At 71.8% G+C, this 25,901-nt stretch carries 24 protein-coding genes; 18 read left to right on the top strand and 6 right to left on the bottom strand.

Annotated elements, in window-relative coordinates; all coding sequences use genetic code 11:
- Nucleotides 1-4: 4 nt before the first annotated feature.
- From pafA to ACWF79_RS20050, 13 genes are all read left to right on the top strand, one after another.
- Nucleotides 5-1,366, top strand: coding sequence for a Pup--protein ligase (gene pafA / locus ACWF79_RS20110; RefSeq protein WP_401436268.1), 1,362 nt, complete (start codon nucleotides 5-7; stop codon nucleotides 1,364-1,366).
- A 118-nt stretch (nucleotides 1,367-1,484) separates the two neighbouring features.
- Nucleotides 1,485-2,423 (top strand): FKBP-type peptidyl-prolyl cis-trans isomerase, encoded by a 939-nt coding sequence (locus tag ACWF79_RS20105; protein ID WP_453729456.1) that lies wholly within the window; start codon nucleotides 1,485-1,487, stop codon nucleotides 2,421-2,423.
- Between the two features lie 61 nt (nucleotides 2,424-2,484).
- A complete protein-coding gene (locus tag ACWF79_RS20100) occupies nucleotides 2,485-2,856 on the top strand; it encodes an FKBP-type peptidyl-prolyl cis-trans isomerase (protein WP_453729455.1) in 372 nt (123 codons plus the stop codon).
- Nucleotides 2,857-2,995: 139 nt separating this feature from the next.
- Nucleotides 2,996-3,952, top strand: coding sequence for a helix-turn-helix transcriptional regulator (locus tag ACWF79_RS20095; protein ID WP_453729454.1), 957 nt, complete (start codon nucleotides 2,996-2,998; stop codon nucleotides 3,950-3,952).
- A gap of 16 nt (nucleotides 3,953-3,968) precedes the next feature.
- Nucleotides 3,969-4,925 carry a helix-turn-helix transcriptional regulator gene (locus ACWF79_RS20090; protein ID WP_453729453.1) on the top strand — a complete coding sequence of 319 codons (957 nt, stop codon included), beginning with the start codon at nucleotides 3,969-3,971 and terminating at the stop codon, nucleotides 4,923-4,925.
- Between the two features lie 22 nt (nucleotides 4,926-4,947).
- Complete coding sequence (locus ACWF79_RS20085; protein WP_453729452.1) at nucleotides 4,948-5,211, top strand: hypothetical protein; 264 nt, start codon at nucleotides 4,948-4,950, stop codon at nucleotides 5,209-5,211.
- 24 nt (nucleotides 5,212-5,235) lie between these two features.
- Entirely contained in the window at nucleotides 5,236-5,433 is a 198-nt protein-coding gene (locus ACWF79_RS20080; protein ID WP_453729451.1) for a hypothetical protein, read from the top strand.
- Between the two features lie 262 nt (nucleotides 5,434-5,695).
- Nucleotides 5,696-5,977, top strand: a complete 282-nt coding sequence (gene tatA, locus ACWF79_RS20075; protein ID WP_260230272.1) for a Sec-independent protein translocase subunit TatA — start codon at nucleotides 5,696-5,698, stop codon at nucleotides 5,975-5,977.
- A gap of 107 nt (nucleotides 5,978-6,084) precedes the next feature.
- On the top strand, nucleotides 6,085-6,996 hold the full coding sequence (gene tatC, locus ACWF79_RS20070; RefSeq protein ID WP_453729490.1) for a twin-arginine translocase subunit TatC: 912 nt from the start codon (nucleotides 6,085-6,087) through the stop codon (nucleotides 6,994-6,996).
- A gap of 43 nt (nucleotides 6,997-7,039) precedes the next feature.
- Nucleotides 7,040-7,954: a diacylglycerol kinase gene (locus ACWF79_RS20065; protein ID WP_453729450.1), complete on the top strand. Its 915-nt coding sequence runs from the start codon at nucleotides 7,040-7,042 to the stop codon at nucleotides 7,952-7,954.
- Nucleotides 7,955-7,998: 44 nt separating this feature from the next.
- Nucleotides 7,999-10,824 carry a DEAD/DEAH box helicase gene (locus tag ACWF79_RS20060; protein ID WP_453729449.1) on the top strand — a complete coding sequence of 942 codons (2,826 nt, stop codon included), beginning with the start codon at nucleotides 7,999-8,001 and terminating at the stop codon, nucleotides 10,822-10,824.
- 233 nt (nucleotides 10,825-11,057) lie between these two features.
- Nucleotides 11,058-12,446, top strand: coding sequence for a cytochrome P450 (locus ACWF79_RS20055; RefSeq protein ID WP_453729448.1), 1,389 nt, complete (start codon nucleotides 11,058-11,060; stop codon nucleotides 12,444-12,446).
- A 19-nt stretch (nucleotides 12,447-12,465) separates the two neighbouring features.
- Nucleotides 12,466-13,611 (top strand): winged helix DNA-binding domain-containing protein, encoded by a 1,146-nt coding sequence (locus tag ACWF79_RS20050; protein ID WP_453729447.1) that lies wholly within the window; start codon nucleotides 12,466-12,468, stop codon nucleotides 13,609-13,611.
- A 182-nt stretch (nucleotides 13,612-13,793) separates the two neighbouring features.
- Here ACWF79_RS20050 and ACWF79_RS20045 read toward each other — a convergent pair whose 3' ends face one another.
- Nucleotides 13,794-14,630, bottom strand: coding sequence for a siderophore-interacting protein (locus tag ACWF79_RS20045; protein WP_453729446.1), 837 nt, complete (start codon nucleotides 14,628-14,630; stop codon nucleotides 13,794-13,796).
- Between the two features lie 123 nt (nucleotides 14,631-14,753).
- Nucleotides 14,754-15,659 carry a 5'-3' exonuclease gene (locus tag ACWF79_RS20040; RefSeq protein ID WP_453729489.1) on the bottom strand — a complete coding sequence of 302 codons (906 nt, stop codon included), beginning with the start codon at nucleotides 15,657-15,659 and terminating at the stop codon, nucleotides 14,754-14,756.
- A gap of 405 nt (nucleotides 15,660-16,064) precedes the next feature.
- On the opposite strand from ACWF79_RS20040, the gene ACWF79_RS20035 reads away from it, so the two are divergent.
- The 4 genes from ACWF79_RS20035 (at nucleotide 16,065) to ACWF79_RS20020 (ending at nucleotide 20,405) form a co-directional block, all read left to right on the top strand.
- The gene (locus tag ACWF79_RS20035; protein ID WP_453729445.1) at nucleotides 16,065-17,147 is read left to right on the top strand and encodes a quaternary amine ABC transporter ATP-binding protein; all 1,083 of its coding nucleotides are present in this window, start codon (nucleotides 16,065-16,067) and stop codon (nucleotides 17,145-17,147) included.
- Nucleotides 17,140-18,945 (top strand): ABC transporter permease/substrate binding protein, encoded by a 1,806-nt coding sequence (locus ACWF79_RS20030; protein WP_453729444.1) that lies wholly within the window; start codon nucleotides 17,140-17,142, stop codon nucleotides 18,943-18,945. Before ACWF79_RS20035 ends, ACWF79_RS20030 begins: the two co-directional genes overlap by 8 nt.
- 162 nt (nucleotides 18,946-19,107) lie before the next feature.
- Nucleotides 19,108-19,659, top strand: coding sequence for a helix-turn-helix domain-containing protein (locus ACWF79_RS20025; RefSeq protein ID WP_453729443.1), 552 nt, complete (start codon nucleotides 19,108-19,110; stop codon nucleotides 19,657-19,659).
- Nucleotides 19,660-19,679: 20 nt separating this feature from the next.
- On the top strand, nucleotides 19,680-20,405 hold the full coding sequence (locus ACWF79_RS20020; protein WP_453729442.1) for a helical backbone metal receptor: 726 nt from the start codon (nucleotides 19,680-19,682) through the stop codon (nucleotides 20,403-20,405).
- Here the strand turns inward: ACWF79_RS20020 and ACWF79_RS20015 are convergent.
- The gene (locus ACWF79_RS20015) at nucleotides 20,332-21,495 is read right to left on the bottom strand and encodes a TDT family transporter (RefSeq protein ID WP_453729441.1); all 1,164 of its coding nucleotides are present in this window, start codon (nucleotides 21,493-21,495) and stop codon (nucleotides 20,332-20,334) included. The two genes, ACWF79_RS20020 and ACWF79_RS20015, sit on opposite strands and share 74 nt — an antisense overlap.
- Nucleotides 21,496-21,566: 71 nt before the next feature.
- Here ACWF79_RS20015 and ACWF79_RS20010 point away from each other — a divergent pair, with 71 nt between their 5' ends.
- Nucleotides 21,567-22,502 carry a LysR family transcriptional regulator gene (locus ACWF79_RS20010; RefSeq protein ID WP_453729440.1) on the top strand — a complete coding sequence of 312 codons (936 nt, stop codon included), beginning with the start codon at nucleotides 21,567-21,569 and terminating at the stop codon, nucleotides 22,500-22,502.
- A gap of 352 nt (nucleotides 22,503-22,854) precedes the next feature.
- Here the strand turns inward: ACWF79_RS20010 and ACWF79_RS20005 are convergent, their stop codons facing one another.
- The 3 genes from ACWF79_RS20005 to ACWF79_RS19995 form a co-directional block, all read right to left on the bottom strand.
- Entirely contained in the window at nucleotides 22,855-23,535 is a 681-nt protein-coding gene (locus ACWF79_RS20005) for a gamma-glutamyl-gamma-aminobutyrate hydrolase family protein (protein WP_453729439.1), read from the bottom strand.
- Nucleotides 23,536-23,562: 27 nt separating this feature from the next.
- The gene (gene eat / locus ACWF79_RS20000; RefSeq protein ID WP_453729438.1) at nucleotides 23,563-25,023 is read right to left on the bottom strand and encodes an ethanolamine permease; all 1,461 of its coding nucleotides are present in this window, start codon (nucleotides 25,021-25,023) and stop codon (nucleotides 23,563-23,565) included.
- A 122-nt stretch (nucleotides 25,024-25,145) separates the two neighbouring features.
- Nucleotides 25,146-25,886, bottom strand: coding sequence for a FadR/GntR family transcriptional regulator (locus ACWF79_RS19995; RefSeq protein WP_453729437.1), 741 nt, complete (start codon nucleotides 25,884-25,886; stop codon nucleotides 25,146-25,148).
- Nucleotides 25,887-25,901 lie beyond the last annotated feature (15 nt).

Below are 25,901 nucleotides of genomic sequence, written 5' to 3'. Positions count from 1 at the left end.
AGTCATGGACCGCCGCATTTTCGGGCTGGAGAACGAGTACGGCGTCACGTGCACGTTCAGGGGACAGCGCCGACTGTCTCCTGACGAAGTGGCGCGCTACCTCTTCCGCCGTGTCGTGTCATGGGGCCGCAGCAGCAATGTCTTCCTGCGGAACGGCGCCCGCCTGTACCTCGACGTGGGTTCGCATCCGGAATACGCAACGCCGGAATGCGACAACGTGACCGAACTGGTCACGCACGACAAGGCCGGCGAGCGCATTCTCGAAGGTCTGCTGGTCGACGCCGAACGCCGCCTGCACGAGGAGGGAATCGCCGGCGACGTCTATCTCTTCAAGAACAACACCGACTCGGCCGGAAACTCCTACGGCTGCCACGAGAACTATCTGGTGGCCCGGCACGGGGAGTTCTCCCGGCTCGCGGACATCCTCATTCCCTTCCTCGTCACCCGACAGCTCATCTGCGGCGCCGGAAAGGTGCTCCAGACCCCGCGCGGCGCGGTCTACTGCGTCTCCCAGCGGGCCGAGCACATCTGGGAGGGCGTCAGCTCCGCGACGACCCGCTCCCGCCCCATCATCAACACCCGTGACGAGCCGCACGCGGACGCCGAGCGCTACCGCCGCCTCCACGTCATCGTCGGCGACTCGAACATGTCCGAGACGACCATGCTCCTGAAGGTCGGCGCCACCGACCTCGTGCTGCGCATGATCGAGGCGGGCACCGTGATGCGCGACCTGACGCTGGAGAACCCGATCCGTGCCATCCGCGAGGTCAGCCACGACATCACCGGCCAGCGCAAGGTCCGCCTCGCCAGCGGCCGCGAGGCCTCCGCCCTGGAGGTCCAGCGCGAGTACTACGAGAAGGCCGCCGACTTCGTCGACCGCCGGGGCATCCGTACGGGCACGGTCGCCCAGGTCCTGGAGCTGTGGGGCCGTACGCTCGACGCCATCGAGGCCGAGGACCTGGACAGGATCGGCACCGAGATCGACTGGGTCATGAAGTACAAGCTCATCGAGCGGTACCGGGCGAAGAACAACATGACCATGTCGAACCCCCGGGTCGCGCAGATAGACCTCGCGTACCACGACATCCACCGCCGCCGCGGGCTGTACTACCTCCTGGAGCGGAAGGGGCAGGCCGCCCGGATCTGCAACGACCTGAAGATCTTCGAGGGCAAGTCCGTGCCCCCGCAGACCACCAGGGCACGGCTGCGCGGCGACTTCATCCGGCGCGCCCAGGAGCAGCGGCGGGACTTCACCGTCGACTGGGTCCACCTCAAGCTCAACGACCAGGCGCAGCGCACGGTGTTGTGCAAGGACCCCTTCCGGTCGGTCGACGACCGGGTGGAAAAGCTGATCGCCGGAATGTAGGACAACGCTGTACGAAGTGCCAGGGCCCCGCGCGTGTGGCGTGCGGGGCCCTTGGCCTGCGCGGGCGGTCCCCTAGAGTGTCGAGCAACTACTGTGCCGTCTGAGATCTGAGGAACACGTGCGCCGACTTGCCGGCCTACTGGTCGTCCCACTGCTGCTGCTCTCGACAGCGGCGTGCGGCAGCGACGACAAGGGCTCCGATAACGCCTCGATGAAGAACGGACTGCCCGCCATCACCGCGGGTGCGAAGTTCGGCGAGAAGCCGACCCTCGCCAAGGGCGAGGGCGACCCGCCCAAGGAACTCAAGGTCAATGTGATCAGCGAGGGCAAGGGCGCCGTCACGAAGAAGGGCGACGCGCTCCAGGTGAACTACCTGGGCCAGGCGTGGGACTCCACCACCCCCTTCGACAACAGCTTCGACCGGGGGCAGCCGTTCGACCTGACCCTCGGCGCCGGCCAGGTCATCAAGGGCTGGGACCAGGGTCTCGAGGGCCAGAAGGTCGGCAGCCGCATCGAGATCGGCATCCCGCCGGAGCTCGGTTACGGTGCCCAGGGCCAGGGCGACATCAAGCCGAACGCCACGCTCGTCTTCGTCGTGGACATCCTGAAGTCCACCACGATCCCGAAGTCCGCCGAGGGCACCGAGGTCGCGCAGGAGAACAAGGACCTGCCGAAGGTCGGTACCAACACCGACGGCAAGGCCCCCTCGCTGACGGTGCCGAAGGTCGACCCGCCGACCAAGCTGGTCTCCAACTACATCCTGGAGTCCAAGGGCGAGACCGTCGCCGCCACCGACACGGTCGTGGTGAACTACGTCGCCGCGCTCTGGAAGGACGGCAAGGTCTTCGACTCGACGTACCAGACGGGCAAGACCGCCAACTTCCCGCTGGCGCAGCTGACCCTGAAGGGCCTCAAGGACGGCATCACCGGCAAGAAGGTCGGCAGCCGCGTCCTGATCGTCGCCCCGCCGGCCGAGGCGTTCGGTGACAAGGAGCAGCAGGGAATCCCGAAGAACTCCACGCTGGTGTTCGCCGTGGACATCCTGGCGAAGATGTAAGACTGTCCCGTTCGCGCAGTTCATCGTTGCGCGGTTCATCAGTTTTGAGGAGCACACTGCAGTGAGCATCGAGAAGCCCGAGGTCGACTTCCCGGGCGGCGAGCCGCCGGCCAACCTGGAGATCAAGGACATCTGGGAGGGCGACGGCGCCGAGGCCAAGGCCGGCGACTTCGTCAAGGTCCACTACGTGGGCGTCTCCTTCTCCTCCGGCGAGGAGTTCGATTCCTCCTGGAACCGGGGCACCCCGCTGGAGTTCAAGCTCGGTGCCGGTCAGGTCATCGCGGGCTGGGACCAGGGCGTCCAGGGCATGAAGGTCGGCGGCCGCCGCCAGCTGATCATCCCCGCGCACCTCGCCTACGGCGACCGCGGTGCCGGCGGCAAGATCGCCCCGGGCGAGACCCTGATCTTCGTCTGCGACCTCGTCGGGGTCTGATCGATCCCGTCACGACCCGACACGGTCACCGCAGGGCCCCCGCCGGACGGCGGGGGCCCTCGGCTTTTGCCACGACACCCCGGGGCGGTACGGTCGGACGTCCCAGAAGTCAATCCGGCAGAAGAGGTGCAGGGCGTCGATGGCGATTGCCAAGGCCGAGCGGCTGATGAATCTGGCCCTCTGCCTGCTCGGGACCCGCAGACCGCTCAGCAAGCGCGAGCTGCGCGGCTCCATCGAGGCCTACATGGAAGCCGGAACGGACGATTCCTTCAACCGGATGTTCGAGCGGGACAAGGACGATCTGCGCGAACTCGGCCTGGTCATCGAGACCGTCGAGAACCTGGAGGGTGAGACCGGCTACCTGGCCCGCCGTGACTCCAACCGCCTCCCGCCGATCACCCTGGACGCCGAGGAGGCCGCCGCGCTAGGCCTGGCCGCCAAGGTCTGGCAGCAGGCCCGGCTCGCCGGGGCCGCCAGCGGCGCGCTGCAGAAGCTCCGCGCGGCCGGCATGCCCGAGGCCGAGGACTCCTACGACGCCCAGCACAGCGCCCTCGAACCGCGCATCCCGGTCCATGAGGCCGCGTTCGAGCCCCTGATGCTGGCCTGTCGCGACCGCAGACCGGTCGTCTTCGACTACCGCAAGGCCACCGCGGCCCGCCCCGAGACCCGCCAGGTCGAGCCGTGGACCCTGGAATGCTGGCGCGGCCACTGGTACCTGGCCGGCTGGGACCGCGACCGCGGCGCCGAGCGCGTCTTCCGCCTCTCCCGTATCACCGGCAAGGTCCGCTCCCGGGCCGGCGCCTTCACCGCGCCCGTGCCCGACGTCGTCACCGTCCGCGAGACCGTGGAGAGCTGGGCCGGCGAGACCGCCACCCGCACCGCGCGGATCCGGCTGCGCGCCGGCAGCGGCTACCCGCTGCGCGCCCGCGCCCAGTCCGTGCGCGAGGGCGCGGACGGCTGGGACGAGCTGGAGATTCCGTACGGACACGGCCTGGACGCCTGGCTCGTCGAGTTCGGTCCCGATGTCGTCGTACTGGAGCCCGCGGATCTGCGGGCCGACGTGGTGGACCGGCTGCGCGCCGTGGCCAAGGGCTGAAGGGGAGACGTACGGCATGGCTGCGAACGCGATCGACCAGACGAGGCGGATGCTCTCCCTCGTCACCTACCTCCGCGAGCGACCCGGCGCGCATGTCGCCGATGTGGCACGCGCCTTCGGGATCACCGAGGACGAGCTGATCTCGGACCTCGACGTGCTGCCGATGTGCGGCACGAGCTTCCGCGGCGGGGACCTGCTCGACATCGACACCGACGGCGACCGGATCTGGTGGCACAACCCGGACGACGTGGCCGAGCCGCTGCGCCTCGCCGCGGACGAGGCGACGGCCCTGCTGGTCGCCGCGCGGGCCGTGTCGACCCTGCCCGGGCTGCGCGAGAGTGACCGGGAAGCCCTGCTGCGGGCCACCGCCAAGCTGGAGACCGCCGCCGGTGAGGCCGCCGGGGCGAGCGCGCGGCTCTCGGTCACCTTCGAGTCCGAGGGCGGTGTCTTCGCGGAGGTGGACCGGGCGATCTCGGAGCGTAGGCGGCTGTGGGTGCGGTACTACTCGCCCGCCCGCGACGAGCTGACCGAGCGCGAGGTGGACCCGATCCGGCTGTTCGCCGTCGGCCACACGTACATGGAGGCGTGGTGCCGGCTCTCCGAGGCGCGCCGCACCTTCCGCCTCGACCGGGTCGCCGAGATCCGGATCCTGGACGAGCACGCCGCGCCGCCGGAGATCGAGCTCCGGGACCTCTCGGAGGGGCTGGTCCAGCCGGCCGCCGAGGATCCCGAGGTCGTCGTCGAGGTGGGCCCCGGTGGCCGCTGGGTCGCGGAGTACTACCCGCACGACCGGGCCGACGAGCTGCCCGACGGCGGGCTGCGCATCACGCTGCGGACCCCCGCGCCCGCCTCGCTGCGGCGCCTCGCGCTGCGGCTGGGCAGCGACGGCCGGATCGTCTCCCCGCAGGACCTCGCCGACAGCGCGAGGGAGGCGGCGGCCGCGGCGCTCGCGGCCTACGAGGGCCAGGCCTGAGGCCGCGGGCGAATCGAGAGGGATGAGGGACATGTCCGTGATGCACGGAATGACGGCTTCGATCGCACCGGTCCTCTTCAAGGCCGCCTGCCCCGACTGCCGCGCCCGCTTCGAACTCGCCGCGGGCTCCCTGCGCCTGGCCATCGGCGCCAGCCGCCGTACGACCTTCTACTCGTTCACCTGCCCCGAGTGCGGCAGCGCCGTCCGCAAGCCCGCGGGCGAGCGGATCGTCGAACTCCTCACCGGCGGCGGCGTCCGTACTCTGCGCCTGCACTCCACCGTCTGACTCCGAACCGTCTAGGCTCGCCCCATGTTCTGGCCCATGCTCGCCATCGCCCTCGGATTCCTCGGCATCGCCGTGCTCGGTGTCCTCGGCATCAAGGTCTTCCTCGAGGCCCAGCGGCTCGGCCGCCAGGTGACCCACACCGCCGAGCGCATCAACCGCGCCGCCGAGGAGCTCGAAAGGGCGGCCGAGGATCTGACCCGGACCGGCGGGGCGTTGCGCTAGCGGGCGGGGCGGTGGGCCGGAGCGCGGGCTTGCGCTCCTGCCGGGCGGCCGGTAGCACCCTCCTCCCGTGAGACACCGCGGGGTACGCTGCTGAGCGCGGCCCAGATCAAGAGGTGCGGGTCGCAAACGGGTGTACGCACGGGGATTGCCGTGCGTTTACTCGTGCGCGTTACGATCGCTGAGGTCGGAGTTCGGGCACCAGTCCGGGCGGCGACCGCCAGCACCACCCCCAGCCGCCTCGATGAGAAGGTAGACCACGCTTATGTTCCGTCAGATCGGTCCCCTCGAGATCAGCCTGATCCTCCTTGTCATCGTTCTCCTCTTCGGCGCCAAGAAGCTTCCCGAGATGGCCCGTTCTCTCGGCAAGTCGGCGCGCATCCTGAAGAGCGAGGCGAAGGCGATGAAGACGGAGGGTGGCCAGCAGCCCGCCCCCGCCGACCCGCCGGCCGAGCAGCCCGCCGCGCAGCGCACCATCAAGGCCGCGCCCGGCGACGTCACCTCCGCCCGCCCCGTGACCGAGCCCTCGGACACCACGCAGCGCTGACCCCGTTCGACCCCCAAGGCCGCCGCACGCCGGCCTGCCGCACGAGATGAGGACGTGGGTTGCTCAAGCCTGCCCGCACGAAGAAGGAGAAGGACCCCGAGGGGCGGATGCCGCTCGTGGAGCATCTGCGCGAACTCCGCAACCGCGTCGCCAAGGCGATGCTCGCGGTGATCGTGGCCTCGGTGGTGGCCGCGTTCTTCAGCCAGCAGCTCATGGACTTCCTCTCCTCGCCCGTGCCGAAGTGCACGCCCGGCTCCCCGATCGCCGCCACCACCGGCGGTCAGTGCGTCACCATCGCGTACCAGACCATGCTGTCGCCCTTCACCTCCACGGTGAAGGTGATCATGCTGGCGGGTGTGCTCGCCGCCTCCCCGGTCTGGCTGTACCAGCTGTGGGCCTTCGTCGCGCCCGGCCTGCACAAGAGTGAGAAGCGGTACACGTACTACTTCGCGGCCGTCGCCGTGCCGCTCTTCGCCGCCGGTGCCTACCTCGCCTACCTGATCATGCCGGTCAGCGTGCGGGTCCTGATCAGCATCACCCCCGACGTCGCCTCGAACTTCCTCTCGCTCGACGACGTCCTGGACTTCACCACCCGCATGGTGCTCGTCTTCGGGCTCGCCTTCGAACTGCCCCTGCTGCTGATCATGCTCAACTTCGCCGGCGTCGTGACCGGAAGGCGCATGGCCGGCTGGTGGCGCGGCGTGATCATGGGCATCTTCGTCTTCGGCGCGGTCGCCACCCCGTCCACCGACCCCCTCGGCATGATCGCCCTCTCCGGGCCGATCATCGTCCTCTACTTCATCGCGGTCGGTATCTCGCTGCTCAACGACCGGCGACGGGCCCGTAACGACCCGGACGCCGAGCTGGACGACGACGAGGCCTCCATCCTCGACCTCACGCCCGAGACCGTCGGAGCCGTCGAACCCGTCGGCGCGGCCCGCGTCCTGCCCGAGCAGTCCGGCGGAGCCGCCGACGGCGGCAGGGCCCTCGGTCCCGGCAGTTACGACGACGTCACCTGATCTTGTAGGGTCCTCCCCCCAGACTCCGTCCGGGGGGACACCCATGACCAGCGAGATCACCCTCTTCGTCAACCCGACCGCGGGACGCGGCCGGGGCGCGCACGCCGCGCAGCCGGCCGCCCGCGCGCTCCGGGACGCCGGATACTCGGTCCGTACCGTCCTCGGCGCCGACGCGGAGGACGCCCTGCGACGCGCCCGCGAGGCCGTCGCGGGCGGCACCGACGCGCTGGTCGCCGTCGGCGGCGACGGCATGGTCTCCCTCGCCCTCCAGGCCCTGGCCGGCACCCGCACCCCCCTCGGCGTGGTGGCCGTCGGTACCGGCAACGACTTCGCCCGCTCCCTCGGCCTGCCCGTCCGCCGACCGGCGGCCGCGGGCCGGCTCGCCGCCGAGCTCCTCAAGGGCGGCGGTGGGCGTGACATCGACCTCGGCCGGGTCGGCGACCGCTGGTTCGGCACCGTCCTCGCCTCCGGCTTCGACTCGCGCGTCAACGACCGCGGCAACCGCATGCGGCTGCCCGCCGGGCGGTTCAAGTACGACCTCGCCATGATCGCCGAACTGGCCGCGTTCCGGCCCGTCCCCTACCGCCTCACCTTCGACGACGGCACCGAACGGGAGGTCGGCGCGACCCTCGTGGCCGTCGGCAACGGGACGTCCTACGGCGGCGGGATGCGGATCTGCGCCGACGCCCGCATGGACGACGGCCTCTTCGACGTCACGGTCGTCGGGGAGTGCAGCCGTACGACGCTGATCAAGGTCTTCCCGAGGGTCTACCGGGGCACCCACCTCGACCACCCGGTCGTCACCGTCCACCGCGTCCGCTCCGTCACGCTCGACGCACCCCGTGTCACCGGCTACGCCGACGGCGAGCCGCTCGGACCGCTGCCGCTCACCGCCACCTGTGTCCCCGGAGCGCTGCGCGTGCTGGCGCCGCCGGCCGGGATTCCGCTCCCTCATTAAAGATCGCGTCACTGTCAGAGGTGGCGGGTAGGCTCGACAACAAGATGACAGAGGACCTCACACCAGCCGAAGCGTACGCAGCTGCTCGCGCCCGCAACGCCGAGCAGGCCACGGCGCTGGCCCCCTTCCGCGAGATGTACGAGTTCGGTCTGGACCCCTTCCAGATCGAGGCCTGCCAGGCCCTCGAAGCGGGCAAAGGCGTGCTCGTCGCCGCGCCCACGGGCTCCGGCAAGACCATCGTCGGCGAGTTCGCCGTCCACCTCGCCCTGCTCCAGGGGCGCAAGTGCTTCTACACGACACCCATCAAGGCGCTGTCGAACCAGAAGTACGCCGACCTCGTGAAGCGGTACGGACCCGACAAGGTCGGCCTCCTCACCGGCGACAACAGTGTCAACGGAGACGCTCCGGTCATCGTCATGACCACCGAGGTCCTCCGCAACATGCTGTACGCCGGATCCCAGGCCCTCAGCGGCCTCGGGTACGTGGTCATGGACGAGGTGCACTACCTCTCGGACCGCTTCCGCGGCGCCGTCTGGGAGGAAGTGATCATCCACCTCCCCGAGTCGGTGACGCTCGTCTCACTCTCCGCGACCGTCTCCAACGCCGAGGAGTTCGGCGACTGGCTCGACACCGTACGCGGCGACACCGAGGTCATCGTCTCCGAGAGCCGCCCCGTGCCGCTCTGGCAGCACGTCCTGGCCGGCCGCCGGATGTACGACCTCTTCGAGGAGGAGACCGACCACGGCGGCCGCGGCGCGTCCCGCCGCGAGGTCAACCCCGACCTGCTGCGCCTGGCCCGCACGGAGAACACCCGGACGTACAACCCGCGTGAGCGGCGGCGCGGCAAGATGGTCCGCGAGGCCGACCGGGAGCGCGAGCGCCGCCAGCGCTCCCGCATCTGGACGCCCGGACGGCCCGAGGTCATCGAACGCCTCGACGCCGAAGGGCTGTTGCCCGCCATCACCTTCATCTTCAGCCGCGCCGGCTGCGAGGCGGCCGTCCAGCAGTGCCTCTACGCGGGGCTGCGGCTCAACAACGACGAGGCGCGGCAGCGTGTCCGCGAGATCGTCGAGGCGCGCACCGCCTCGATCCCGTCCGAGGACCTCCACGTCCTCGGGTACTACGAGTGGCTGGAGGGCCTGGAGCGCGGCATCGCCGCCCACCACGCCGGCATGCTGCCGACCTTCAAGGAGGTCGTCGAGGAGCTGTTCGTCCGCGGCCTCGTGAAGGCGGTCTTCGCCACCGAGACGCTCGCGCTCGGCATCAACATGCCCGCCCGGACGGTCATCCTGGAGAAGCTCGTCAAGTGGAACGGCGAGCAGCACGCCGACATCACCCCCGGCGAGTACACCCAGCTGACCGGTCGCGCCGGACGCCGCGGCATCGACGTCGAGGGGCACGCCGTCGTCCTCTGGCAGCGCGGCCTGGACCCCGGCCACCTCGCCGGACTCGCGGGCACCCGCACGTACCCGCTGCGCTCCAGCTTCAAGCCGTCGTACAACATGGCGGTCAACCTGGTCGACCAGTTCGGCCGCCACCGCTCGCGCGAGCTCCTGGAGACCTCGTTCGCGCAGTTCCAGGCGGACCGGTCCGTCGTCGGCATCTCCCGCCAGGTCCAGAAGAACGAGGAGGGCCTCGCGGGCTACCGCGAGGGCATGACCTGCCACCTCGGGGACTTCGAGGAGTACGCGCGACTGCGCCGCGACCTCAAGGACCGTGAGACCGAACTGGCCAAGCAGGGCGCCGCGCAGCGCCGTGCCGCGGCCGCCGCGTCCCTGGAGAAGCTGAAGCCGGGCGACGTCATCCATGTGCCCACGGGCAAGTTCGCCGGCCTCGCGCTCGTGCTCGACCCGGGGATTCCCGGGCGGACCAACGGCCACCGGGGCTTCGAGCACTACGACGGGCCGCGCCCGCTCGTGCTCACCGCCGAGCGTCAGGTCAAGCGGCTCGCGTCGATCGACTTCCCGATCCCCGTCGAGGCCATGGAGCGGATGAGGATCCCGAAGTCCTTCAACCCCCGCTCGCCGCAGTCCCGTCGGGACCTTGCCTCCGCCCTGCGCACGAAGGCCGGGCACCTGAACCCGGAGCGGCACCGCCGGGAGCGTTCGCCCGCCGCCGACGACCGCGAGATCAACCGGCTCCGCACCGAGCTGCGGGCGCACCCCTGCCACGGCTGCGACGAGCGCGAGGACCACGCCCGGTGGGCCGAGCGCTACCACCGGCTGCAGCGCGACACCCGGCAGCTGGAGCGGCGGATCGAAGGCCGGACGAACACCATCGCCCGTACCTTCGACCGGATCGTCGCGCTTCTCACGGACCTCGACTATCTGCGCGGTGACGACGTCACGGACAACGGCAAGCGGCTCGCCCGGCTCTACGGCGAACTCGACCTGCTGGCCAGCGAGTGCCTGCGCGACCGGGTCTGGGAGGGGCTGACCCCGGCCGAACTGGCGGCGTGCGTCTCGGCGTTGGTCTTCGAGGCCCGGCAGTCCGACGACGCCGTGCCGCCGAAGGTTCCGGCCGGGAACGCCAAGGCCGCGCTCGGCGAGATGGTGCGGATCTGGGGGCGTCTCGACGCCCTGGAGGAAGAGTTCAAGATCAACCAGGCGGAGGGCGTCGGCCAGCGCGAGCCCGACCTCGGCTTCGCCTGGGCGGCCTACCAGTGGGCCTCCGACAAGGGACTCGACGAGGTCCTGCGGGAGGCCGAGATGCCCGCCGGTGACTTCGTGCGCTGGTGCAAGCAGGTCATCGACGTCCTCGGGCAGATCGCCGCCGCCGCGCCCAAGGAGAACAGCACGGTCGCCAAGAACGCGCGAAAGGCCGTCGACTCGCTGCTGAGGGGTGTGGTGGCGTACAGCTCGGTCGGCTGACGTTCTGTCATGTCGCCTGTGGGGCCCGTGGTTGACGCCACGGGCCTCTTGGGTTCGGGGAAGGGGTCGGGCTGTCCGACTCTCCCGGCCGGAGGGTGTGGCCCGTTTCCCGGGGTGTTGTCGACGTTCTGAGGTGTTGTCCACAGGGCGTTGTCCACAGGGGTGGCGGAGTGTCGGACGTCTCCGATTCCATGGACGTACACACCGGGCAAGACCGCTGGGAGGGGACCCACGTGACCACGCAAGCCGGTTCGGCCGCCGTCGAGGAGACGGCCGACGGACAGAAGATCGTGCCGGGGCCACGGGGCGTGCCACTGCTCGGAAACCTGCCGGAGTTCGGCAAGGACCCGCTCGCCTTCTTCGAGCGGCTGCGCGAGCGCGGAGACTTCGTCAGCTGGCGCTTCGGGCCGGGCCCGGCGCTCTTCATCGCCCACCCCGAGACCATCGGGGAACTCCTCACCGAGGTGGAGCGCACCTTCGACCAGCCCGACCTGGGCATCGCCTTCCGTACGTTGCTGGGGAACGGCGTGGTCGTCGCGAAGGGTGCCGACTGGCGCCGCAAACGCTCCCTCGTCCAGCCCTCCGTCCGGCCCAAGCAGGTGCGGTCCTACGCCGCCACGATGGCCGAGTGCGCCATCGCCCTGGCCAACCGGTGGGGAGACGGAGAGCGCGTCGACGTGAAGAAGGAGATGGCCGCGCTCACGCAGCTGATCGCCGTCCGCACCATCTTCGGTGTCGACACCGCCGCCGACGCCGAGGCCATCGGCCGTGCCATGGACGTCGCGCAGAAGGAGATCGGCGCCGAATTCAGCGGGATCGGCGCCCTGTTGCCCGACTGGGTGCCCACACCGGGACGGGCCCGCATCAAGCGCGCGACCGCCGTCATCGACGCCGAGGTCGGCCGGGTCGTCGCCCGCCACCGTGACGGGGACACCGACCGGCCCGACCTGCTCAGCCGGCTCCTGGCCGCCCAGGACGAGACCGGCGCGCACCTCTCCGACGAGGAGATCCGCGACGAGACCGTCACGCTCTACATCGGCGGACACGAGACCACGAGCTCCACCCTCGTCTGGGCCTGGCAGCTGCTCTCCCACAACCCCCGCGTGCGGGACGCGCTGGCCGAGGAGCTCGACCGGGTCCTCGGCGACCGGGAACCGGGCTTCGACGACTACGCCCGCCTGCCGTACACCCAGGCGGTGGTGAAGGAGACGCTCCGGCTCTACCCGACGATCTGGCTCCTCACCGGTATCGCCCGGGAGGGCGCGACCCTCGGCGGGATGACGATCCCGCCCGGGACCCGCGTGTGGTCCAGCCAGTGGGCCACGCACCGGGACGGGCGGTGGTTCGCCGAGCCGGAGGAGTTCCGCCCGGAGCGCTGGGGCGCCGCGGAGGGCGAGCCCGCGGAGGAGATACCCGAGTACGCGTGGTTCCCGTTCGGCGGGGGACCTCGGGCCTGTCTGGGGACCCGGTTCGCGATGGTCGAGGCCGTCCTGATCCTCGCCGTCCTGGCCCGCCGGTTCCGGCTCGACATGGACCTCGGAGCCGGGGAGATACGCCCCGTGCCGAGCCTGACCCTCCAGCCCGACCGGGAAGTCCTCGCCACGGTCCGCGCACGCCCGTGAGGTGGGGGAGGATTCCGGTATGAAGATCAGCGCGCGGGGCCTCAACCGTTCGACGCTCGCCCGGCAGTTGCTGCTCCGACGGGAGCGGGTCGGGGCGGCCGAGGCGGTACGGAAGGTGGTCGCGGTGCAGGCCCAGCAGCCGGCCTCCCCGTATCTCGCGCTGTGGAACCGGACCGTAGCCTTCGACCCTGCCGACCTCGACAGAGCCTTCGCCGACGGCACGGTCGTCAAGTCGACGCTCATGCGGATCACCCTGCATGCCGTCCACACCGACGACTTCCGGACCTTCCGGGAGGCGGTGCATCCGCTGCTGAGAGCGGGCAGGATCGGCGACCCCCGGTTCGCGGCGTCGGGGCTGACCGCCGAGGACGCGGACGTGCTCGTTCCGGAGCTGCTGGCCTTTGCCGACCGGCCCCGGACGGGCGCGGAGTACGAGGCGTGGATCCAGGAGCGGGTGGGGGCCGCGCCGAAATCCGGCGCGTGGTGGGCGCTGCGGCACTACACGCCCTTGGTGCACGCGCCGACCACGCCCCCGTGGTCCTTCGGGGAACGCCCCTCGTACGTCGCACCTCCCGACCCGCCTGCACCGGCCGGGCCCGAGGCCTCCGACGCGGCCCTGCGGACGCTCGTCCTCCGCTACCTGGAGGGCTTCGGGCCCGCGACGGTGGGGGACATGGCCCAGTTCGCGCTGGTCCAGCGGGCCAGGGTGAGGAAGGTCCTGGGGACTCTGACGGACGACCTGGAGCGGGGTCAGGGTCCGGACGGCGAGGACCTGTTCGACGTACCGGGCGCACCCCGCCCGGACGAGGCCACCCCGGCCCCGCCCCGGCTCATGGCCATGTGGGACAGCACCCTGCTGGCCTACGCCGACCGGGCTCGGGTCATCCCGCCCGACTACCGCGCGGCAGTCATCCGCAGGAACGGAGACGTGCTGCCGACCCTGTTGGTCGACGGCTACGTCGCCGGGGTGTGGCGCCCGACCGAGGGCGGCATCGAGGCGACCGCCTTCCACGACCTGCCGGAGGAGACCTGGGAGGGACTCGCGGAGGAGGCCGGCGCCCTGACGGCCTTCCTCGCCGACCGCGACCCCCACGTCTACCGCCGCTACGCCCACTGGTGGACCAAACTCCCACCGGGCGAGACCCGGCTACTGCCGGGGGCGTGAGGCGTCGGTCCGGGCCCGGTTCCGGGTCGTCGGTCGGGGCCCGGTTCCGCGTCGGCGTGGGTTGGTCGGGCGTCTGCGCGTGGGGCGTTCGCGGGCGGGGTGGGTGCCTTGGGCGGGGTGGGCGCCTCGGTCGGCGGGGGGTGCCTCGGGCGGGGTGGGCGCCTCGGTCGGCGGGGGGTGGGTCAGTTTTCCTGTTCGCGTTCCACCTGGTCGTTCCATTCGCGCTTGATGGCGCGCCAGGCCTCGTCCGTCTTGCCCAGGCGCCAGTAGCCCGAGATCGACAGGCGCTCGCGCGGGACCTCGCGCTCCAGGCGCAGGTGGCGGCGGAGTTCCTTCACGAAGCCCGCCTCGCCGTGGACGAAGGCGTGGACGTCGCCCGCCGGGAAGTCCAGGGTGCGGACCGCGTCGAGGAGGGCCGCGCCCGTCGGGCGGTCGCCCCGGTGCAGCCAGGTCACCTCGATGCCCGCCGCCGTGGCGAACTTCTGCTCCTCGGCCGCGTCCGCGACCTCCACGAAGGCGTGCACCGTCGCGCCGCCGGGCAGCCGCTCCAGCGCCACCGCGATCGCCGGCAGCGCGCTCTCGTCGCCGACCAGCAGGTGCCAGTCCGCCTCCGCGTCCGGGGCGTAGCCGCCGCCCGGCCCCAGGAAGCGCATCGTATCGCCCGCCTGGGCCCGCGCCGCCCACGGGCCGGCCAGGCCCTCGTCGCCGTGAACCACGAAGTCGACGGTCAGCTCGCGGTGGACCGGGTCCCAGCTCCGTACCGTGTACGTACGCGTGGTCGGCCACTGCTCGCGCGGGAACTCCGCGCGGATCCGCTCCATGTCGAACGGCTCCGGGTAGCTCACGCCCTCCGGCGCGAAGAGCAGCTTCACGTAGTGGTCGGTGTACTCGCCCACCGAGAACGCGTCGAGGCCGTCCCCGCCCAGCACGACCCGCACCATGTGTGGGGTGATCCGCTCCGTGCGCACCACCCGTGCTTCATAAGCCTGCGGTGCCTTGCGCGCGGGCTGCTCTGCCACGACGGTCTCCCTGACTCTGCGAACTTAGGTTTACCTAAGCTAGCATCCCGGGCGGTCGGCGGCCCAGAGCGCCCAGCCAACCGCCTCAGCCGGCAGGAAGTGCCTCAGCCCGCCGAAGGCGCCTCAGCGCCCCAGGACCGGCAGCAGGCGGCTGACCGCCCCGCCGAGGCCCCAGCGCGTGACCAGGGCGGCCAGCGCCTCCGGGTCCTTCGGCGCACGCGGCAGCGCCGGGTCGACATCCGGCAGGGGGACGTCCCCGGCGACCCGGACGACCGTCGGCGCCACGTCCAGGTAAGCCGCCGCCTCCACGATCCCGCGCCGCTTGGCCGGGGTCAGCTTCGACGTACGGTCCAGGGCCGCTGTCCGCACGCCCGCCAGATCGCCGTACTCCGTGATCAGCTGCGCCGCCGTCTTCTCGCCGATGCCCTTCACCCCGGGCAGACCGTCGCTGGTGTCGCCGCGCAGCGCCGCGAAGTCGGCGTACTGGTCGGGCCGCACCCCGTACTTCGTACGGATCAGCTCGTCGTCGACCAGGTCGCAGTCGCCGACGCCCTTGCGCGGATACAGCACGCGCACCCCACGCTCGTCGTCCACCAGTTGGAAGAGGTCCCGGTCGCCCGTGACGATGTCCACCGGGCCCTTCGCGTGCCCGGCCAGTGTGCCGATCACGTCGTCCGCCTCGTACCCCGCGACCCCGACGCGGGCGATGCCGAGCGCGTCCAGGACGTCGTCGATCACCGGCACCTGCGGGGAGAGGGTGTCGGGGATCTCCTCCACGTCCGGGCCGGTCTCCGTCTCCACGGCGACCCGGTGCGCCTTGTACGACGGGATCAGGTCCACCCGCCACTGCGGGCGCCAGTCGGCGTCCATGCAGGCCACCAGGTCGTCGGGGTGGTGGTCCTGGACGAGCCGGGTGATGAAGTCCAGCAGGCCGCGCACGGCGTTGACAGGCGTGCCGTCCGGGGCCCGGACCGAATCCGGCACACCGAAGTACGCGCGGAAGTAGAGAGAGGCGGTGTCGAGGAGCATCAGGCGTCGCGTCACACCCCGATCATGCCGCACCCCACCGACACCCGCCCCGAGCGACCACGCCCCTCCCATCGCACCCGCCCTCACGCCCCCGCCGACACCCGCCCCGAGCGACCACGCCTCTCCCACCGCACCCGTCCTCACGCCCCCACCGACACCCGCCCCGAGCGACCACGCCCCTCCCACCGGCACCCGCCCCTCCCGCCCGAGGGCGGTTCAGTGACGCCCGTCACCTTTGGGTTTGTGCCGGAGGGCCCAGGGCAGGCGCGGGCCCGGAGCGGACCCGGTTTGTCGATTCAGCCATGAATCGCCGTACGACACGGGAGTCGCGGGCCGAAACCGCCCCGCTCCACGGCCCGGCCGCGGGGGCGGCCGGCCGTTTTCGTTTCAACGCGTGAGGTATATGTGTCCAGGCTCCAGGCCGATCACCTGTACAAGGTGTTCGGCAGACGACCCGACGAAGCCGTCAGGAAACTCGCCGACGGCGCGGACCGCGACGAACTGCGCGCCGACGGCACGACGGCGGCGGTGATCGACGCGTCCTTCACCGTCGAGCCCGGCCAGATCTTCGTCGTGATGGGTCTGTCCGGATCGGGCAAGTCCACCCTCCTGCGCATGCTCAACGGTCTGCTGGAGCCCACCGCGGGCCGCGTGCTGTTCGACGGCGACGACCTCACGGCGCTCAGCCCCCGCGATCTGCGCACCGTGCGGTCCACGAAGATCAGCATGGTCTTCCAGCACTTCGCGCTCTTCCCGCACCGCAGCGTCCTGGAGAACGCCGCCTACGGCCTGGAGGTCCAGGGCGTCCCGCGCGCCGAGCGCGAGACCCGGGCCGCCGAGGCCCTGGAGCTGTGCGGCCTCGCCGGCTGGGAGAAGTCCTGGCCCGACGAGCTCTCCGGCGGCATGCAGCAGCGCGTGGGCCTGGCCCGCGCGCTCGCCACCGACGCCGACCTGCTCCTCATGGACGAGTCCTTCAGCGCCCTCGACCCGCTGATCCGCCGCGACATGCAGGACCAGCTCCTGGAACTGCAGAAGCGGCTGAAGAAGACCATCGTCTTCATCACCCACGACCTCAACGAGGCCATGCGCCTCGGCGACCGCATCGCGGTCATGCGCGACGGCCGGATCGTCCAGCTCGGCACCGCCGAGGACATCCTGATCCGCCCCGCCAACGACTACGTCGCCTCCTTCATCCAGGACGTCGACCGCTCCCGCGTGCTCACGGCCGCCGCCGTGATGACCGAGGCCGAACACCCGCGGCCCGACGGCTGCGACTGCGAGACCGTCGGCCCCGACACCCTCGTCGCCGACCTGTGCGCGATCAGCGCCCGCGTCCCGCACGCGGTGGCCGTCAAGGACGCCGACGGCACCGTCCTCGGGGTCGTACCGCAGTCCCGGCTGATCGGCTTCATCGGCGACGAGCAGCGCCCGCCCGTCGTCTGCACATCCGGCAGCACCGGTACGAAGGAGGTGGCCGCCCATGCCTAGGCTCCCCCTCGGCCAGTGGGTCGACAGCTCCGTCGACTGGCTCCAGGCCCAGTTCTCGTGGCTCTTCGACGCCGTCACCAGCGTCGTCACCGGTCTCTACGACGGGATCGACGCGGTCCTGTCCGCACCGGAGCCCCTGCTCTTCGCCGGCATCCTCGCCGTCGTCGCCTGGTGGCTGCGCGGTCTGCCCGCCGGTGTGCTCGCCTTCGCGGGCTTCGCGCTCGTCGACTCCGTCGACCTGTGGGACGACGCCATGTCGACCCTCTCGCTGGTGCTCGTCGCGACCCTGGTGACCCTGGTCATCGCGGTCCCCCTCGGCATCTGGGCGGCGCGCTCGAAGACCGTCAGCGCCGTGCTGCGGCCGGTTCTGGACTTCATGCAGACCATGCCCGCCATGGTCTACCTGATCCCCGGCATCATCTTCTTCGGCGTCGGCGTGGTCCCCGGCATCATCGCCACCATCGTCTTCGCCCTGCCGCCCGGCGTCCGGATGACCGAGCTCGGCATCCGCCAGGTCGACGGCGAGCTCGTCGAGGCGGCCGAGGCCTTCGGCACGACCCCGCGCAACACGCTGCTGCGCGTGCAGCTGCCGCTCGCCCTGCCGACGATCATGGCCGGTATCAACCAGGTCATCATGCTGGGCCTGTCGATGGTCGTCATCGCCGGCATGGTCGGCGGCGGCGGGCTCGGCGGCGCGGTCTACCGCGCCATCGGCAACGTCGACATCGGCCTCGGCTTCGAGGCCGGTATCTCCATCGTCATCCTCGCCATGTACCTGGACCGGATGACCGGCGCGCTGGGCCGCCAGGTCTCGCCGCTCGGCCGCCGCGCCCTCGCCAAGGCGCGAGCCGCGAGCGCCGCGCGCGCCGGGGCGAAGGTCTGGAACCACCGTCCGCAGCCCGTCACCGCCCTCGTCGGCGTGGTCGTCCTCGCGCTCGTCGCGGGCGGCATGGGGTTCCTCGGTGGCGGTACGGCATCGACCACGGCCGGCGGCAAGGACGTCGGCCACGGCAAGAAGATCACCATGGGCTACATCCCGTGGGACGAGGGCATCGCCTCCACCTTCCTCTGGAAGGAACTGCTGGAGCGGCGCGGCTACGAGGTCGACGCCAAGCAGCTGGAGGCCGGCGCGCTCTACACCGGTATGGCGGGCGGCCAGATCGACTTCGAGACCGACTCCTGGCTCCCGGTCACGCACGCCCAGTACTGGGAGAAGTACCAGAACAAGCTGGAGGACCTCGGCTCCTGGTACGGCCCCACCTCCCTGGAGCTGTCCGTGCCCTCGTACATGAAGGGCATCGACTCGCTCGAGGACCTCAAGGGCAGGAGCGGCCAGTTCAAGGGCCGGATCATCGGCATCGAGCCGAGCGCCGGAATGATGGGCATCCTCAAGGACAAGGTCCTGAAGGAGTACGGCCTGGAGGGCGAGTACAAGGTCGTGGACGGCTCCACGCCCGGCATGCTCGCCGAGCTGAAGCGCGCGTACGACAAGAAGGAACCGGTCGTCGTCACGCTCTGGTCGCCGCACTGGGCCTACTCCACGTACGACCTGAAGAAGCTCAAGGACCCCAAGGGCACCTGGGGCGCCGGCGACGGCGTCCACACCCTCGCCCGTAAGGGCTTCACCGCCGAGAACCCCGAGGTCGGTGCCTGGCTGAAGAACTTCAAGCTCACCGAGAAGCAGCTGACCGATCTCGAAGCGGCCATCCAGGAGACCGGCAAGGGCAAGGAGCAGGAGGCCGTCCGCGGCTGGCTGGAGAAGAACCCCGGCCTCGCGGAGAAGCTGGCCCCGCAGTAGCTCCGAAGGGGCACTCACGACTCCTGTCCGAAAAGGGGTGGTCGCCGAGCGTGTTCGGCGGCCACCCCTTTTCGCCACGACGCGAAACCCCGCGCCAAAGCTGCGTAAGGTTCAGGTAACCGACCAGTACGCAGGCATCGAGGGACGAGGGAGGGAGCCGACATGGACGACAAGGAATCCCTACGCGTGGGCGCGGCCGTCAAGAAGCGCCGCAGGGCCCTCAAGCTCACCCTGGCCGTCGTGGCCTCGCGCAGCGGCCTGTCCGTGCCCTTCCTCAGCCAGGTCGAGAACGAGCGCGCCCGCCCCAGCAAGCGCTCCCTGGAGCTCGTCGCCGGCGCCCTGGAGACCTCGGCCGGCGAACTCCTCGCCGCCGCCGAGGCGGCCCGCACCGTCGACGTCGTACGGGCCGAGGAGCATCCGCACGCGATGCCCGAGGGCGTACGGTCCCTGGTCCGCGGCCGGCACCAGCTGCACGCGCTGGAGTTCACCGGCGAGCGCGACGCGGGCCGCGAATTCCAGCACCGCAACGACGAGTTGCTGTTCGTCGCCGACGGCGCCGCCGAGGTCGAGGCCGAGGGCCGGGCGTACCGCCTGGAGCGCGGCGACACGCTCTACCTCTCCGGCGGAGTACGGCACCGGTGGCGCGCCACCGAGCCGGGCACCCGCCTCCTGGTCGTGGCCGTCGCCGAGCACATCGAGGCCGACGACACGTGAGGGCGGTGGGCAAGGGGCCCGTGGCCCGCGTCGTCTCCCTCGTGCCCTCGCTCACCGAGGCGGTCGCCGTCAGCGGGCCCGGTCTGCTCGTCGGCGCCACCGACTGGTGCGAGCAACCGGCCGACCTCGACGTCGTACGCATCGGGGGCACCAAGAACCCCGACGTCCCCGCCATCACCGCTCTGCGCCCCGACCTCGTGATCGCCAACGAGGAGGAGAACCGCGCCCCCGACCTGGCCGCCCTGCGCGCCGCCGGGATCGAGGTCCTGGTCACCGAGGTGCGCACGCTCGACCAGGCGTTCCAGGAACTGGACCGGGTGCTGCGGGCCTGTGGCGTACGGGACCGGCCGCGCTGGCTGGACGAGGCGGAGGAGGCCTGGGCGGCCGTCGACGCCCCGCCGGGTCCGCCGCCGACCGCCCTCGTGCCGATCTGGCGCCGCCCCTGGATGGTCCTGGGCCGCGACACCTTCGCGGGCGACCTGCTGGCCCGCCTCGGCGTCCGGCAGCTCTACGCCGACCACCCCGAGCGCTACCCGCGCGTCCCGCTCGACGAGCTGCGGGCGGCCGGTGCCGACCTGGTGGTGCTGCCCGACGAGCCGTACCGCTTCACGCGCGACGACGGCCCCGAGGCGTTCCCCGGGACCGCCGCCGCACTCGTCAGCGGACGTCACCTCACGTGGTACGGACCGTCACTGGCCGAGGCGCCCCGGGTGCTCGCCCGGGCCCTGCGAGCAGCGCACCACTGAACAGCCCGCGCAAGGTGTGGAATCCGGCCACCAGCCAGGCCGCGACGAGGAACACGTACAGCGCGATCGCGAGCCAGCGGAAGACGGCGAGCCCGGTGTGCTGGGCGAGCCCCTCCGAGCCCGTCACACAGGTGCCGACGGGGAAGGTGAAGGCCCACCAGGTCATCGCGAAGCCCATCCCCGCGCGCCGGGCCCGCAGCACGAGTGCGCCGGCGAGCGCCAGCCACAGCAGGGCGAAGCCCATGGCCGGGACGCCGTAGAGGACGGCGAAGGCGGCGAAGCCGTGCGCGTACGGGGCGGGCAGCAGGCCCGGGGCGGCGTCGGCGAACTTGTTCGCGGCGGTGGTCGACTGGCCGAGCGGCCCGAGGACCAGGAAGAGCGTCGGGGTCAGCGCGAGCGGCAGCGGCCCGTGGGTGACCAGCCGGCCGAAGACCAGCGGCAGCATGACGAGGGTTGCGAGCAGGCTGATGCCGAACAGGGCGTAACAGGCGATCAGCAGGGTCTGCTGGGGCTGCCCGGCGGGCAGGTGGGGCAGGAGCAGCGGGCCGACGGCGGCGGAGACCATCGGCGCGACGACGGGCAGCAGCCAGACGGGCGAGGCGCCCTCGATCTTGTGGTGCACCACCATCAGGTACGGGATCGTCACGGCGGCGGCCAGGCCGATGACCGTACCGGCCGTGAACAGGACCGTGTCGAGGGCGACGGCCGCGGCCGGGCCCATCCAGTCCTGGCCGACGACGAGCGCGCCGGCGCCGACGGCGAGCAGGGCCATCGACAGACAGCCGTAGAACGGGGCGACGGCCGGGTCGAGGAGGTGCTCGCGGGCGCGGTCGCGGTGGTGGATCCAGTGCAGGGCGCGAGCCGTGAGGAGGGTGAGGAGCAGCGCGAGGGAGAGCGCCCAGACGGCGGCGCAGGCGGTGCGGAGACCGGGGACACCGGCGGCGCCGGGGAGGGTGGCTCCCGCGTTGGCGACGATGGCGGTGCCCATCACCGTGGCGTACCAGTTGGGGCCGAGGTGACGGACCGCGGCCGTCCGCTCGCCGGGGGTGGTGGCGAGGGGGGCCGGGCGGGAAGGTGCGAGGGTTGCCATGGGACTCACCCTCGCGCGGCCGCGCGGGCCCGACCAGGGATCATGGTGCTATGACGTCATAAGCTGACTTTATGAGCAACGAGCCTGCCGAGACCTCGCCCCTGTCCCACCGGGTCCCCGACCTCGGCGCGCTCGAACTGCTGCTTGCGGTCGCCCGGCACGGGAGCCTGGGGCGGGCCGCCCGCGAGGTGGGCATCACCCAGCCCGCGGCGAGCAGCCGGATCCGGTCGATGGAGCGACAGCTCGGGGTGGCCCTGGTGGACCGTTCGCCGCGCGGCTCGCGGCTCACGGACGCGGGCGCGCTGGTGACGGACTGGGCGCGGCGGATCGTCGAGGCGGCGGAGGCCTTCGACGCGGGCGCGCAGGCGCTGCGGGGGCGGCGGGACTCGCGGCTGCGGGTGGCCGCGTCGATGACGATCGCCGAGTACCTGCTGCCGGGGTGGCTGATCGCGCTGCGCGCGGAGCGCCCAGACACGGCGGTGTCGCTGATGGCGGGGAACTCCGCCGCGGTCGCGGAGCGGCTCCTCGGCGACGAGGCGGACCTGGGGTTCGTGGAGGGGCTCGCCGTGCCGGACGGCCTCGACGGGGCGGTCGTCGCCCGCGACCGGCTCGTCGTGGTCGCCGCGCCGTCGCACCCGTGGGCCCGTCGGCGCAGGCCGCTGGACCCCGGCGAGCTGGCCGCGACCCCGCTGATCCTGCGCGAGCGCGGCTCGGGCACGCGCCAGGTCCTGGACTCCGCGCTCTCCGCCCACGGCGGGCTCGCGCAGCCGCTCCTGGAACTCGCCTCCACGACGGCCGTGAAGGCGGCGGCGGTCAGCGGGGCGGGGCCTGCCGTCCTGAGCGAGCTCGCGATCGCGGAGGAGCTGGCGTCCCGCCGCCTGGTCGAGGTCCCGGTGGACGGCGTCCTCCTGCGCCGCGACCTCCGCGCCGTCTGGCCCACGGGCCACCGCCCTACCGGCCCGGCGCGGGACCTGCTGTCCCTGACGAGGGCGGCGCCGACGGGGTGACGGCGGGGCGGGGCGGGCGGGGCCGGCGTGGTGGGGCGCCTGCGGGTGCGTGGGGGTTGATCGCGCAGTTCCCCGCGCCCCTGAGGCCCGGCGTGGCCGGTGCCGTAGGGAGGCTGCGGGTGCGTCGTGGCTGGTCGCGCAGTTCCCCGCGCCCCTAAGGGCCTCCCGCAGAGCGCGCACTCACCCGCGCGCCCCCAAGGGCCTCCCGCAGAGCACGCTCACGCCCTAAGGGCCTCCCGCAGAGCACGCTCACGCCCTAAGGGCCTCCCGCAGAGCACGCTCACGCCCTAAGGGCCTCCCGCAGGGCACGCCCACGCCCGAAGGGCCCCCACCGAGCGGGCGCGCCCACCCCTCAGCTCATCGCCGCCGTGATCAGGCCTCGCATCACTCGGAGGTCCTCGTCCATTTCCGGGTGCCATTGGACGCCCAGGGCCCAGGTGGAGGACGGGAGTTCGATCGCCTCGATCGTGCCGTCCTCCGCGTACGCCGACGGGGACAGGTCCCTGCCGAGGCGGTCCACCGCCTGGTGGTGGTAGGTCGGCACCGAGGTCAGTTCCGGGACCAGGGACGCGTACAGCGTGCCCGGGACCGGCTTGACCGCGTGGTGGCCGATCACACCGACCGACTCGACATGGCCGTCCAGGTGCTGGACCAGCGTGCCGCCGAGGGCCACGTTCAGCAGCTGCATACCCCGGCAGATGCCGAGCACTGGCGTGCCGGAGGCCAGGGCCGCGTTGATCAGGGCGAGTTCCCACGTGTCCCTGGCCCGGGCCGGCGGGCCGGTACGGGGGTCGGGCTCGGCCCCGTACCGTACCGGCTCGACATCCGCCCCGCCCGCGATCACCAGGCCGTCGAGGCGCGCGACCACCGACGCGGCGGCGGACGGCTCGTCCGGCGGGAGCATCGCCGCGAGGCCGCCGCCGGCCTGCACCTGCTGCGGGTACTGCGCGGGCAGCAGCGCCGCAGGCATCTCCCACACGCGCCAACGGGCCTGGTCCAGATAGGTCGTCACGCCGATGAGCGGCTTGGACACGGATGCTCCTTCACAAGAGGGGGGTGGTCAGTCGCGTTCGAGTTCGGCCTCGGCCGCCGCCAGCGCCGCGAACTCCTCCTCCGGCGCCTTGGCCACCAGACGGTGCCGACTGTAGAACGCGAAGTAGGCGAGGGCGATCACATAGACCCCGAGCGCGATGAACGCCGCGTCCTTGTCGACCAGGAACGTCGCCACCAGCGCCGACAGGGCGAGGACGAACGCCACCGACGAGGTCACGACACCGCCCGGCGTCCGGTACGGGCGCGGCAGCTCCGGCTCACGGCGCCGCAGCACGATGTGCGAGAGCGCCATCAGGGCGTACGAGATGGTCGCGCCGAACACCGCGATGTTCAGCATTCGCGCCCCGTCCCCGGTCCCCGCCGCCAGCGCGAAACCGATCCCGCCGGGGATCAGCAGCCCCAGGTACGGGGACTTGCGGCGGCTCGTGAGGGAGAGGAACCGGGGGAGGTAACCGGCCCGCGAGAGGGCGAAGAGCTGGCGGGAACCGGCGTAGATCAGCGAGAAGAACGAGGCCACGAGCCCCGCGAGCCCCGCGTAGTTGACGAAGCGGCTGAGCGTCGTCGGGTCGCCGTCGCCCTGGAGCGCCACGACCAGCGGGTTGCCCGCCTCCTGGATCGCGGCCGAACCACGCGCCCCCGTCGCCGCGAAGAAGGTCACCACGGCAAGGAGCACCAGGATGCCCATGGACAGCGCGAGCGCCCTCGGCATCGAGCGGACCGGGTCCTTGGCCTCCTCCGCCGCGAGCGGCACCCCCTCGACGCCGAGGAAGAACCACATGCCGAACGGGAATGCCGCCCAGATCCCGAGGAGGCCGAACGGCAGCCAGGAGTTGGCGCCCAGCGCCTCGCCGTCGACCGGGATGTCGTTCAGCCCGTCGACGTGGAAGTCGCTCAGCGCGCCGAGCGCGAAGATGACCAGCGCGGCGACCGCGATCGCCGTCACGATCAGGCTGAAGCGGAGAGCCTCGCCCACGCCCCAGAGGTGGATTCCGATGAAGACGGCGAAGCAGGCGAGGTGGACGGGCCAGCCGGACTCCAGGCCGAAGAGGCCGAGCGACTCGACGTAGTCGCCGATGAAGATGGAGATCGCGGCGGGCGCGAGGATGTACTCGATGAGGATCGCGGTGCCGGTGAGGAAGCCGCCCCAGGTGCCGAGCGCGCGGCGCGCGAAGCCGTAGCCGCCGCCCGCGGTCGGCAGGATGGCGGAGAGTTCGGCGAGCGCGAAGACCAGACAGGCGTACATCGCGCCCATCAGGACGGTCGCGATGGCGAGGCCACCGAAGCCGCCCTTGGAGAGGCCGATGTTCCAGCCGGAGAAGTCGCCGGAGACGACATAGGCGACGCCGAGACCGGTGAGCAGCAGCCAGCCGGCGCTGCCCCGGCGCAGGGCCCGGCGTTCGAGGTAGTCGTCCGGCGCCGTCCCGCCGCCTGGTGCCTGCTTGTCCCCGGTGGTGTCTTCGAGCGTCATGGCAGCGTCAGCTCCCGCGTCGGGCCCAATGGATTGGTGCCATACCTTTGCGCCGCCCCGGCTGGAACGCAACCCCCGTGCGTTACTTTCGGGTTACGTGCGCGCGGACCTCCACCAACCCCTCACGTCAGGAAGCCCCGCAGCAGCGCCGCCGTACCCCCGCAGTGCTCGCGCATCACCTCGCGCGCCGCGTCGGCGTCGCCGTCGAGGACGGCCTCCACCAGGGCCGTGTGCTGGTGCTGGGAGTGCTCCAGGTTCCGTACGAGCAGCGGGATGCAGTCCAGGAGGTCGTTCACCGTCGCCCGGACCGCGGCGTACTGCGCGGTCAGCGTCGGGGAGCCGGAGAGCTCGGCCAGGGTGAGGTGGAGCAGCGTGTCCTGGCGCCGGTAGTCCGCCAGGGGCGCGTCGTGCGTGGCGGCGAGGGCGGTACGGAGCCGCTCCGCGCCCTCGTCGTCCAGGCCGTGCGCCGCGCACAGACCCGCCGCGCCGACCTCCAGGACCTCCCGGAACCGCAGCGTGTCCTCCACGTCGACGCAGGCGATCCGGCGCCGCAGCTCGTCCTCGTCGGCCCGCTGCGTGCGCGCCAGCACAAACGTTCCGCCGTACCGCCCGCGCCGGCTCTCCACCAGTCCCTGCTCCTGGAGGACCTTCAGGACCTCGCGCAGCGTGACCCGGCTGATCCCCATCCGGTCGGCCAGCTCCCGCTCGGCGGGCAGCCGTTCGCCACCGGGGACGAGCCCGAGCCGTACGACCTGGAGGATCTGCTCCAGGGCCTCCTCGAAGCCGTTGCCCGCCCGGACCGGCCGCAGCACGGGCGTCAGCCGGTCCGCCGGCGGGGCCGGCGATTCACTCGTACTGGACACGTTCCCGTTTCCCCT

The sequence above is a fragment of the Streptomyces sp. NPDC054975 genome (assembly GCF_053609105.1).
Note: the sequence above shows the minus strand (reverse complement) of the source record. Positions and strands in the feature narration are given on the sequence as shown.